The organism is Streptomyces sp. W16 (assembly GCF_033194735.1).
GTDB lineage: Bacteria > Actinomycetota > Actinomycetes > Streptomycetales > Streptomycetaceae > Streptomyces.
Map to the genome: position 1 here is coordinate 1 of NZ_JAWOAI010000326.1, position 11,466 is coordinate 11,466.

General features: G+C 70.1%; 11 protein-coding genes and 1 pseudogene. 6 read left to right on the top strand and 6 right to left on the bottom strand.

Going from position 1 to position 11,466, the window contains the following annotated elements:
• Positions 1-1,270: xylulokinase (gene xylB / locus R6V09_RS33760; RefSeq protein ID WP_317885266.1), on the bottom strand; the 1,270-nt coding region annotated here is incomplete at its 3' end.
• Between the two features lie 132 nt (positions 1,271-1,402).
• On the opposite strand from xylB, the gene xylA reads away from it, so the two are divergent.
• Both xylA and R6V09_RS33770 read left to right on the top strand, forming a co-directional pair.
• On the top strand, positions 1,403-2,569 hold the full coding sequence (gene xylA / locus R6V09_RS33765) for a xylose isomerase (RefSeq protein WP_093630458.1): 1,167 nt from the start codon (positions 1,403-1,405) through the stop codon (positions 2,567-2,569).
• Between the two features lie 341 nt (positions 2,570-2,910).
• A complete protein-coding gene (locus R6V09_RS33770) occupies positions 2,911-3,156 on the top strand; it encodes a hypothetical protein (RefSeq protein WP_317885267.1) in 246 nt (81 codons plus the stop codon).
• A gap of 23 nt (positions 3,157-3,179) precedes the next feature.
• Here the strand turns inward: R6V09_RS33770 and R6V09_RS33775 are convergent, their stop codons facing one another.
• Positions 3,180-4,526 (bottom strand): esterase-like activity of phytase family protein, encoded by a 1,347-nt coding sequence (locus R6V09_RS33775; RefSeq protein WP_317885268.1) that lies wholly within the window; start codon positions 4,524-4,526, stop codon positions 3,180-3,182.
• A 127-nt stretch (positions 4,527-4,653) separates the two neighbouring features.
• Positions 4,654-6,084, bottom strand: a complete 1,431-nt coding sequence (gene rox, locus R6V09_RS33780; RefSeq protein ID WP_317885269.1) for a rifampin monooxygenase — start codon at positions 6,082-6,084, stop codon at positions 4,654-4,656.
• 389 nt (positions 6,085-6,473) lie between these two features.
• On the opposite strand from rox, the gene R6V09_RS33785 reads away from it, so the two are divergent.
• On the top strand, positions 6,474-7,538 hold the full coding sequence (locus R6V09_RS33785; protein ID WP_317885270.1) for a fatty acid desaturase family protein: 1,065 nt from the start codon (positions 6,474-6,476) through the stop codon (positions 7,536-7,538).
• Positions 7,539-7,691: 153 nt separating this feature from the next.
• Entirely contained in the window at positions 7,692-7,874 is a 183-nt protein-coding gene (locus tag R6V09_RS33790; RefSeq protein WP_317885271.1) for a hypothetical protein, read from the top strand.
• 134 nt (positions 7,875-8,008) lie between these two features.
• On the opposite strand, the gene R6V09_RS33795 is transcribed toward R6V09_RS33790, so the two are convergent.
• From R6V09_RS33795 to R6V09_RS33805, 3 genes are all read right to left on the bottom strand, one after another.
• A complete protein-coding gene (locus R6V09_RS33795) occupies positions 8,009-8,899 on the bottom strand; it encodes a hypothetical protein (RefSeq protein ID WP_317885272.1) in 891 nt (296 codons plus the stop codon).
• Positions 8,900-9,034: 135 nt separating this feature from the next.
• On the bottom strand, positions 9,035-9,331 hold the full coding sequence (locus R6V09_RS33800) for a hypothetical protein (RefSeq protein WP_317885273.1): 297 nt from the start codon (positions 9,329-9,331) through the stop codon (positions 9,035-9,037).
• A gap of 206 nt (positions 9,332-9,537) precedes the next feature.
• Positions 9,538-10,137 (bottom strand): class I SAM-dependent methyltransferase, encoded by a 600-nt coding sequence (locus R6V09_RS33805; protein WP_317885274.1) that lies wholly within the window; start codon positions 10,135-10,137, stop codon positions 9,538-9,540.
• 152 nt (positions 10,138-10,289) lie between these two features.
• Between R6V09_RS33805 and R6V09_RS33810 the strand changes: the two genes are divergently transcribed.
• A complete protein-coding gene (locus R6V09_RS33810; RefSeq protein WP_317885275.1) occupies positions 10,290-11,063 on the top strand; it encodes an MHYT domain-containing protein in 774 nt (257 codons plus the stop codon).
• Positions 11,064-11,127: 64 nt separating this feature from the next.
• Positions 11,128-11,466: pseudogene (locus R6V09_RS33815) on the top strand (ATPase); the annotation flags it as partial.

Below are 11,466 nucleotides of genomic sequence, written 5' to 3' on the forward strand. Positions count from 1 at the left end.
CGGCGGCACCGAGCGCGACCAGTTCCTTCGCCTCGGGCACCTGGACCGGACGCCCCGACAGCCGCCGTACCGTCTCCTGCCAGGCCGTGCCTCGCGCGCCCCCGCCGATGAGCAACAGCGGTGTGGTGCGGTCCGCGTCCTCGTCGAGGACCAGGTCGAGCGCGCCCAGCAGCGCGTGTACCGCACCGTCGTAGGCGGCCTGGAGGAGCTGACCGCCGGTGGTGTCGTGGCGCAGGCCGTGCAGGAGGCCCGAGGCATTGGGGAGGTTCGGGGTGCGCTCGCCGTCCAGGTACGGGAGCAGCGTGACCGACGTGCCGGGTGCCACGGCCTCCCGGTCCAGGCCGAGCAGGGTGGCGATCCGGTCGACGGCGAGGGTGCAGTTCAGGGTGCAGGCCAGGGGCAACCAGTCGCCGTGCGCGTCGGCGAACCCCGCGACCGTGCCGGACGGGTCGGCGGGGCGGTGCTTCGACACCGCGTACACCGTGCCCGAGGTGCCGAGGCTGAGCACGGGGACGCCGGGGCGCAGCCCGAGGCCCAGTGCGGCGGCTGCGTTGTCGCCGGTTCCGGGGGCGACGAGAGTGCCCTTGGAGAACGGCAGGTCGTGGCAGTCGCGCACCGTGCCCGCCACCTCGCCCGGTCGCACCACCCGGGGCAGCAGCGCCGGGTCGAGCCCGACGTGCCGGAGGATCTCCTCGTCGTACGACTCGGTCCCCGAGGCCCACCAGCCGGTGCCGGAGGCGTCGCCACGGTCGGTGGTGCCCTGTCCCGTGAGCCGTTCAGTGAGGTAGTCGTGGGGGAGACGCACGGCCGCCGTGGCCCGCACCGCCTCCGGTTCGTGCTCGGCGAGCCAGGCCCACTTGGTGACCGTGAAGGAAGCGCCGGGCACGCTGCCGGTGCGCTCCGCCCAGGCCTTCGGACCGCCCAGCTCCTCGATGAGGCGGCGGGCCTGCGGTGCCGACCGCACGTCGTTCCAGAGCATGGCAGGCCTTACCGGTTCGCCCCGGGCGTCCAGGGTGACCAGGCCGTGCTGCTGGCCGCCGATCGACACTGCCGCCGCTTCGTGGGCGGCGTCCCCGCACTGGCGCAGGGCCTCGCACAGGGCGTCCCACCACTGCCGGGGGTCGCTCTCCCGGCCGGCCCCCGAGGAGACGGTGTGCGGCGCCTGGCCACTCGCGACGATCTGGCCGGTGGACACGTCGACGACCAGCGCCTTGGTGGACTGGGTGGACGAATCCACGCCGACGACGAGCGGACCCTCGGCTGCTGACATCGGGTTTCTCCCTTGTGTGCGGCATGTGTCTCCGCCCGGAGACACATTGTCCCTTCCCAGAGACGCTCCGGCATACTAATTTGTAAACCGCCATGACGAAATAGTCGGAGCGAAGCAACAAGGAGCCGCGTCATGAACTACCAGCCCACCCCCGAGGACAGGTTCACCTTCGGCCTGTGGACCGTCGGCTGGCAGGGAAGGGACCCGTTCGGCGACGCCACCCGCCGTGCCCTCGACCCGGTCGAGACGGTGCAGCGCCTGTCCGAGCTCGGCGCCCACGGTGTGACCTTCCACGACGACGACCTGATCCCCTTCGGGTCCTCGGACGCCGAGCGCGAGTCGCACATCAAGCGCTTCCGTGAGGCCCTCGACGCGACCGGCATGAAGGTGCCGATGGCGACGACGAACCTCTTCACGCACCCGGTCTTCAAGGACGGCGCGTTCACCGCGAACGACCGCGACGTGCGCCGCTACGCCCTGCGCAAGACGATCCGCAACATCGACCTCGCCGTCGAGCTCGGCGCCGAGACCTACGTCGCCTGGGGCGGCCGTGAGGGCGCCGAGTCCGGCGCCGCCAAGGACGTACGCGTCGCTCTCGACCGCATGAAGGAGGCCTTCGACCTCCTCGGCGAGTACGTCACCGACCAGGGCTACAGCATCAAGTTCGCGATCGAGCCCAAGCCGAACGAGCCCCGCGGCGACATCCTGCTCCCCACCGTCGGCCACGCCCTGGCGTTCATCGAGCGCCTGGAGCGCCCCGAGCTCTACGGCGTCAACCCCGAGGTCGGCCACGAGCAGATGGCCGGGCTCAACTTCCCGCACGGCATCGCCCAGGCCTTGTGGGCGGGCAAGCTCTTCCACATCGACCTCAACGGTCAGTCCGGCATCAAGTACGACCAGGACCTGCGCTTCGGCAACGGCGACCTGCGTGCCGCCTTCTGGCTGGTCGACCTCCTGGAGAGCGCCGGTTACGCCGGCCCGAAGCACTTCGACTTCAAGCCGCCGCGCACCGAGGACCTCGACGGCGTGTGGGCGTCGGCGGCCGGCTGCATGCGCAACTACTTGATCCTGAAGGAGCGTTCGGCCGCCTTCCGCGCCGACCCGGTGGTCCAGGAGGCGCTGCGCGCCTCGCGTCTGGACGAACTGGCGCAGCAGACCGCGGCCGACGGCCTCAAGGCGCTGCTCGCGGACCGCTCGGCGTTCGAGGACTTCGACGTGGAGGCTGCCGCCAAGCGCGGGATGGCCTTCGAGCAGCTCGACCAGCTCGCCATGGATCACCTCCTGGGAGCACGCGGCTGACGGCACGCGCGCGTGCGTCACTCACGAGCCCGCTGGTTTTCGTGAGTTCCCCTTTGTGACCGACCTCCGCGCGGAATGCTCCGGAATCATGCGATCCATGGCATGAGTCCGCATCAACCACCGCGCGGGGGTCGCGTCATGACCGCCACGAGGCGACTCTGGACGGTATGGCAATGCCGCCCGTACCGCCTCGACCGCCCGGGCCACCGGACGCCACCCCGCCTCAAGGAGGGGGCTTCGGACCACCTCCCGGAGACTTCGGGCACGGATCGGGAGGGGGCTACGGAGACTACGAACCGCCGCCCCGTAGGCGCCCCCGACCGCTGTTCATCCTGCTCACCGTGATCGTGGCGGCCGGAGCCGTCGCTGCCGTCGCACTGATGGTCTTCGGGGGACATGACTCACCGGACAAGAAGCGGCCGGCGGAGAGCAGTTCGAGCGGGAGCCCTTCCCTCACCCTCCCGACGAAACTCCCCAGCAGCCTGCCGACCGAGCTCCCCACCGCGCTGCCGTCGAACCTCCCCTCGGAACTGCCGAGCGAGGTCCCCAGCGACATCGGGTCGCTGCTCCCGTCCCTGTTCGGCTAGCCGCCACAGAAGTTGACGCGTAGTCAGATGCGGTGCGGCAGCTTCAGGTACACCAGGGTCGTCTCGATACCGCTGTCGACCAGCCGCCCCTGCGCGTCGAACGCGCCCGCGCCGTCCGTCATCCCGAAGTCGTTGTCATTGATCAGGGCGAGCGTGTCGTGATCCACGCGCGCGATGCCCTCGATCTTCTGGGGCACCCCGGTGACGGTCCCCAGGTCCACGACCAGCTTCTTGGCCAGCACCGGGACACCCGCGGCGGCGGAGTCGTCGAGCTGCTCCAGGGACGGGGACGTCGTGTCGTCGTCGTAGCGACCGCCCAGGATGTTCGACTTGCGCTCCAGCTTGACGAGTTGGAGCCGGGCGGCCTTGTCGGTGCGCTCCTCGACCAGGAGCCGGTCGTCGCCCACGGCGACCACCGAGGAGATCTTGAGTTCGGAGGTGTCGTCCTCGCTGGGATCGACCACGTTCACCGGGTCGAAGCGGTAGGCGTACTCCGCCGTGACCGCCTTCTTCTTCGTGGAGAAGCGCAGCAGACGGGTGTTGAGCGACGCGTCCCCGGCGTCCCCGTCGGGCAGCGACAGCGGGCTCTGCAAGGCCATCACCAGGTCACCGCCGGGCAGTTGGGCGAGGCCCTCGAAGCCGCGGTTGATCTTCCGGTGCAGCAGGACGGCCGGCAGCGCCTCCACCACCGGGTAGTCGGCGCCGGTCAGATGCAGCCCCTTGGGCACGTACCGCGTGAGCACCTTCCCGCGCGCGGAGACATGCACCAGGGAGGGGCCGTATTCGTCGACGAGCCAGAACGACCCGTCCCCGGCCCGCACGATGCCCTCAGTGTCCAGCCCGTTCGGGTTGTACGACAGCGCCGTCTGCGCGTCGTAGGAGTACGGCGCTTCGTCGCGTCCCTGCTGGTTCGGCAGCCCCGTGACGCCCTTCCCGGAGGACGTGGTGATCGGGATGGCGTCCAGGACCTTCACCGTGTCCCCGGAGACACGGATCTTCACGATCGCCGGGTCGAAACCGGGCACCGGGAACGTACGGCGCTTCGTCCCGCTCACCTTGATCTGGCCGTTGGGCCCGCGATCGGTGATCGTCCAGTACTCGCCCTTGCGGCCGGCCGGGTAGATGTCGCTGCCGATGCCGCCGAGGTCCACTCCCCGGTCGTTGTCCACCGACCCGGGCAGCAGCGCGTTGCTGAACGCACCGAGCGGGATGTCGTCCAGTGTCGCCGTACGGGTGACTTGGGCGGCCCCGCTCCCGGAAGGGGCTCCGGCGGCCGTACCGGCCGCCATGAGGGCGACCACCACGGCGAGCGGAACACCCGCCGCGACGGGACGGCGGACGCGGCGCCGGACAGGGGCGTGCGGGGACATCTGGCCTCCTGAGGACAAATTCGTTGACAGTGGCCAGAGTTGGCCCCCATGGGGAACCCCGGTCGACGGCTGGATGAATCCAGGGTGTCGGCCGCTCGTCGGGCAGGCGCGAGTTTGAAAGCTGCACTCAGTGCGCGGGACCGAACCACTTGGGCAGTCGATCGAGCAGGTCCTCCTGATCGTCACCGGCCCAGGCCACGTGGCCGTCCGGCCGCAGGAGCACAGCGGGTACGTCCAGTTCGGCTTCCTCGCCGACGTCGACGACGTGATCGATGCGATCCGCCCAGCCGGCCACCGAGAGCCGGCCGGTCCGGTCGAGCAGCAGCCCCCGGCCGCGATGCATCAGCCCGTAGAGGTGCCCCTGCGTCAACTTCACGTCCCGCATCCGCCGGCCGAGGAGTTCATGTTCCTCGCCGAAGTCGTAGCGGATGCCGACCCCGGTGATCATCTCGGTCACGTACCGGTTCACGTCCTCGAAGTCCATCAGCGTGGAGAACAGCCCCCGTAGTGCGGTCGCACCCGGATCGGTCCCCAGGAGCGTGATCTGCGCGCGCGTGTTGTCGAGAACGCGGGCGCCCACCGGATGCCGTTCGATGTGGTAGCTGTCCAACAGCCCTTCCGGAGCCCATCCGTTGACCGCTGCGGCCAGTTTCCAGCCGAGGTTGAACGCGTCCTGCACACCGAGGTTGAGCCCCTGCCCGCCGGTCGGTGGATGGATGTGCGCCGCGTCGCCGGCCAGTAGCACCCGGTCGACCCGGTAGCGCTCGGCCTGCCGCGTGGCGTCGCCGAACCGCGACAGCCAGCGCGGCGAGTGCACGCCGAAGTCGGTGCCCGTGACGGCCCACAGCTGCCGCTTGAAGTCGTCCAGGGTAGGCGGGGCCGCACGGTCCTCGGCCACGCCGTCGGAGGGCACCACAACGCGGTACATCCCGTTCTCGCCGGGACTGACGCCGAACCGCAGCTGGGTCTTGCGGACTTCCTCGACGACGGCGGCGATCGCGGCCGGATCCTCGGTCACCGCCATCTCTCCCAGCAGTGTCTCGACCGTGGCGGGCTCCCCGGGGAAACCGACGCCGAGCGACTTGCGCACGGGACTGCGGCCACCGTCGCACCCGACGAGGTAGCGCGAGCGCAGGTGCGTGCCGTCCGCCAACTCGGCTGTCACCCCGGCCGCGTCCTGGCTCAGCCCGACGACCTCGCAGCCGCGCCGTATCTCGGCACCGAGTTCGACGGCACGCTCGCCGAGCAGCCGCTCGGTGACCGGCTGCGGGGTGGCGACGCCATAGGGATGAGCCGTGTCCAACCGGTTCGGCCAGGGCTTGACGATGCCACCGAAGAGGCCACCGGCCACGAACTTCTCACTCACCGCGAGAAACCGGTCGAGAAGACCGCGCTGGTCCATGATCTCGACGCTGCGCGCGTGCAGACCCTGCCCGCGGGACTCCCCGGTCGGCTCGGTCAACTTCTCCAGAACGACCACGCGCACGCCGTGCAGCCGCAATTCGGAAGCCAGCATCAAGCCGGTCGGTCCGCCGCCGACCACGATCACGTCCGTCATCGAAACACCCATTCAAAGAGATTGGTCTCCGGTCGGCCGGCCTGAGGGCCGCTGCTTCGCGAACCCTGCGTTTCCGCAGGTCCTGGCCTCGGTCGGCTATTTTGAGGTACGACCGGGGCCTTGCCGCAAGCCCCTTACTGCGCTATACGTTGGGTGTGGCAAGGAGTGGACGACCTCCTTGCCGTTGCCTTTTTCCGGCGCTTTTTCCGGCGCACTTCTCTGCGCGTTCGATTCCTCGGGACCGGGTTGTTGAGGGTGTCGTCAACCCCCCTGTGAGGACCCGGGTGACCCCCGTACGGACACGGGGGGTGCCGCCATGGTCGCGACCGGTCACCGATTCGTACGTTGGCTCAGGTCACCCCGTTGCCTGAGAGAGCCGGAGACCGGACATGTCCCAGACCACCGCAGTCGTCGGCGCGCATGATCTTGGGGATGCCGTCGCGGCGTCCCCAGGAAGCGAGTTCGCGCCCCTCCTGCGCACGGTCAAGAGCCGAGGCCTACTGGAGCGGCGGCGCGCCTGGTACGCACTCTGCGTCTCCGCCAACGCCCTCGCCCTGGCCGGCATCGTGACCGGCATCGTCCTGATCGGCGACTCCTGGCTGACCCTGCTCCTGGCCCCGCTGCTCGCGGTGTTCGGCGCCCGTACGGCCTTCATAGGCCACGACTCGGGGCACTCCCAGATCGCCGGCGGCAAGGCGGCCAACCGCTTCATCGGTCTGATCCACGGCAACCTGCTGCTGGGGATGAGCTACTCCTGGTGGAACGACAAGCACAACCGCCACCACGCCAACCCCAACCACATCGACAAGGACCCGGACGTCGTCGCCGACATCCTCGTGTTCACCGGTGAGCAGGCCAAGCACCGTTCCGGTTTCCGGCGTTGGCTCACCCGCAACCAGGCGTGGCTGTTCTTCCCGCTCACCCTGCTCGAAGGCGTCGCCCTCAAGGTGCACGGTTTCCAGGACCTGCGGCGGCAGCCCCGGCGCGAACGGACCGTCGAAGGCGCGCTCCTGGTGAGCCATGTCGCGGCCTACGCCACGCTGCTGCTGACCTCGATGTCTCCGGGGAAGGCGCTCGCGTTCGCCGCACTGCACCAGGCCCTGTTCGGACTGCACCTCGGTCTGGCCTTCGCCCCCAACCACAAGGGCATGGAGATGCCGGACCCGAACGGCGAGCGATGGGGCCATCTCCGTCGTCAGGTGCTCACCTCACGGAACATCCGGGGCGGCCCCCTGACAGACTGGTTCCTCGGGGGGCTCAACTACCAGGTCGAACACCACCTCTTCCCGAGCATGCCGCGGCCCAGTCTGCGGCTCGCCCAGCCGCTGGTGCGCGCCCACTGCCAGGATGTGGGTATCCCCTATGTGGAGACCGGGCTCGTCGACTCCTACCGACAGGCCCTGCGCCACCTCCACGAGGTGGGGGAGCCGCTGAGGCCGGAGTGGACGGAGTGACGACGGAGCAACTGAGGGCTCGGGGACAGGTGGCCCTCGGGGATCAGTAGGGGAAGCGTCTCAGGGATGTCTCAGGGTCGCGGTCCGGAACTGTAGGAAGCGCGGACCCGTTTTCAGAGCAGAGAGCGGCCGTGGCCGCGGAGGAGGCGACACATGTCGAGGAACGCGAAGGTCGTTGTAGGAGGTGTGGCGGTCGGATTGCTCCTGTTGATCTGGCTGCCCTGGTGGGTCTCATTCCTGATAGTCGTGGGAGTGCCGGCCGCCGCGTATCTCACGCTGGATCCCGCACAGCGACGTCGGCTGCGCCGCGTCGCGGGCAAGGAGATCGGCCGCTGACACCGACACACCGATGCCCCACCGCGCTCCCGCCCGGCGCGCGGGAGCAGAGCACAGCACCGTCCGCGTGGCTGCCGGCAGCGGCTTCGCGGACGGTGCGCGACCACCTCGGAAGCCGAACCGACGTCGGCGGTTCAGCTGGGCCGTACGGCGAGCTTGTCGAGCGCCTCCAGGAGGCCGGGCAACTCGGGGCCTCGACCCACCGGCAGCACCTCGCCCGGCTCTTCGTCGAGCAGGACGAACGCGATGTCGTCGGTCCGGGCCACCATCGACCAGCCGGGGCCGTCGGCACGGAGCGTGCGTGCCTCGCCCGGCGCGAAGGACGATCTGACGCGGCCGAGAGGCGGCGGGGCGTCCACATACGCCCGGGCCTCCGTCAGCACCCTGCGGACCCCGCTGTGGCCCTTCTGCGGGCCTTCCCCGCTGCCTTCCGAAGCGACCTCGTCCCCCTCGGACGCGCCTTCGGAGGTGACGCCACCCGGTGACGACTCCGAAGCCCCACCCGCCTCGCCCGTGGCCAGGAAGGCCGAGTCGTCGATCTGCTCCCGCCACAGGACCCACTGCAGCGCGATCTCGTCGGCGCCCAGCCGTCGCTGCGCCGGACCCCATGTGGTGGTGTCCGGCGGGGCCAACGGCGCCCGGTCCACGAGGTCGGGGTCCGGATCGTGCGGCGCGGGCACATTGGGAGCCGCGACGGCGACCGCCAGCGGCCAGCCCGGCAGGGCCGCGACCACCGTGCGTTCGCTCGGCGACAGGTCGTACTCCATGCCGCAGTCCCAGGACGCGATGGCGACCGCGACCAGCGACACGTCGTCGATGACGACCGTCCACCGCGCACCTTCGCCGTCCTGGCCGAGCACCAGGCCGTACCCGTCGGCGAGCGGCGCCATACCGAGCGCCGCGCAGGCCTCCGGGTAGTCGTCACCCAGCACGCTCGGGAACTTCGCCGGCGTCAGCAGCACCGCCGTGAGCACATAGAGTGCGTCGTCCTCGGTGGCGACGGCCTCTTCATCCGTGTCGGCCATCCCAGCCTCCCCATCGTTCGTCCAACGGCGCGCACCCTAGTGTGCGCGGAAGCCGCTTGTCACGACTCCCAAGTACACGCGGAGCTGCAGTTTTCCGTCTGGACAGGGCGAAATGACCACCGGTAACCGGAAGTGTCAGGCCGCTGGGAGCCCGAGAAGGGCCCGGGCCACCGTCCGCGGCGACTCGTCACGTTCCCTGGCGAGCGCGATCACGGCCCGGCACGCCAGCTCACTCACCCCGAAGGACAGCGCCTCCGGCGACACCCAGCCCGAGGCCTCGTCGATCCGGTCCTGGTCGTCCTCCGCGCGTGCCGAGACATAGACGGCCGCGGCCTCGAACAGGTTGTGCGCCCGCCGTTCGGGGTTGTCGCCGGCCTCGGTGCGAGTGGAGGTGAGAAATCTGGCGAAGGTCTTGCGGGGCCTGTCGAACATGCTGACCACCTTCCCTCTGCGTGGTGTTCTGTCGCCGACCGTCCATCTACTGCTACCCAACGTAGAGTTGGAGTTGCGGCGACAGAAGGGGGACGTTGCGGTGAAGAGCTTCGAGCCTCCCGCAGCGGTACGGCCTCAGTCGTCGACTGACTCCATCGTCGCCCGCGGCCACGTCGGTTCGGCCCGCGTCGTGACCCGCACGTACTTCAGCCCTCGCGCACGGCCAGCGCCAGGAAGCGGGCGTCCTCGTCGGCGTACGACGTCACGCGCCACCCCGAACCGGCAAGCAGCGGACGGAGATTGGGTTCCGCGCGCAGGTCGTCCGGGGTGATCTGCCGCCCCTGACGCGCCGCGAGTGCCGCGCGTCCGATCGGGTGGAACAGGGCCAGCGTGCCGCCGGGGCGCACCACACGCGCCAACTCCCGGAGATTCGCCTCCGGTTGAGGCAGGTGTGCGATCAGGCCCGCCGCGAACACGGCATCGAGCGATTCCGACCGCAACGGCAGTGCGGCGACATCGGCGAGCAGCAGGCACCCTTCACGGCCGCGTCCGGCCCGTACGGCGGCCTCCAGCATGGCCGGGGTCAGATCGGCCCCCACCACCACTCCCGAGGGCCCCACGGCCGCACGGAGCGGCGGCAGGGCGCGTCCCGTCCCGCAGCCCGCGTCGAGCACGCGGTCTCCCGAGCGCAGCGCCAGTTCGGCGACGGCCGCCGCGTAGGCGGGACCGTCGTCCGGGAAACGGCTGTCCCAGTCCGCGGCGCGCGCGCCGAAGAACTCCTGGACATGCGTGTGGTCGTCGTTCATGTTCCGCATGATCCCTCACCGACAAGGATGACGCTTCGGTGCACACGTTCGAACGTGACGCGGTCGTTCAGGCACCTCTCTGCGTCATATTGCAACACCTTTCGAAATGCGCCCCCTTTGTGCGCCCATGCCCCTACTAGCGTCCCCTGGTCATGGGACACCTGGACCACGCGACCTTCGGCTGGCTGACCCCCGTGCTGTCATACGTGATGGCCTGCATGGGCTCCGCACTCGGGCTGCGCTGCACCGTCCGCGCGCTCGGCGCCACCGGCCGGTCGCGCCGCAACTGGCTCATCACCGCGGCCTCCGCGATCGGCACCGGCATCTGGACCATGCACTTCGTGGCCATGCTCGGCTTCGGCGTCAGCGGCACCGACATCCGCTACGACGTGCCACTGACCATGCTCAGCCTCGTCGTCGCCATCGTCGTCGTCTCCGCGGGCGTCTTCGCGGTCGGCTACGGCCGCGACCGGGCCCGTGCGCTCTTCCTCGGCGGTCTCACCACCGGACTGGGCGTCGCGAGCATGCACTACCTGGGAATGGCGGCGGTGCGGTTGCACGGTGACGTGAGCTACGACCCGATGCTCGTCGGGCTCTCCGTCCTCATCGCCGTCGTCGCGGCGACCGCGGCCCTGTGGGCGGCTCTCAACATCAAGTCGCCCATCGCGGTCACCGTCGCCTCCCTCGTCATGGGGGCGGCCGTCGCCAGCATGCACTACACCGGGATGTTCGCGGTGCGCGTGCGTGTCACCCCCTCCGGCGCGGTCCTGCCCGGGGCCACGGCGATGCAGTTCATCTTCCCCCTCGCCGTCGGCCTCGGGTCCTATCTGTTCCTGACCTCGGCGTTCGTCGCACTGTCGCCGACGACGGGAGAACGCGAGGCAACCGCCTCGGCCGAGCGGCCGGCCGAGAGCGTCGCCCACTGACAAGCGGCCAAACCGACCAGGGCCCGCTACGGCACGCCCCGAACCACTCCCGAGCGAGGAGGCCATGCGTAACCCCCGTAGGACCCCCAGAGCCGGCGCCGAGACGCCGCCGCCCGTGCGCGGTCGCCGCGCACACGCAGGACCACCCGCCGACGAGCTCTTCGACGAGCCCCTCGACGCACCGCAGGAAGAGGCGCCCCCGCGCGCGGGACAATGGCGGATGCGTCCCGGCACCGTACGAGCCAAGATCGTCTGCCTGCTGATGGTGCCGGTCGTCTCCCTGCTCGCCCTGTGGGCGTACGCCACCGTGAGCACCGCCCAGGACGTCGCCCGGCTACGGCAGTTGCAGCGCGTGGACTCGGCGGTGCGCAGCCCCGTCGCGGTCGCCGTCGCCGCGCTGCAG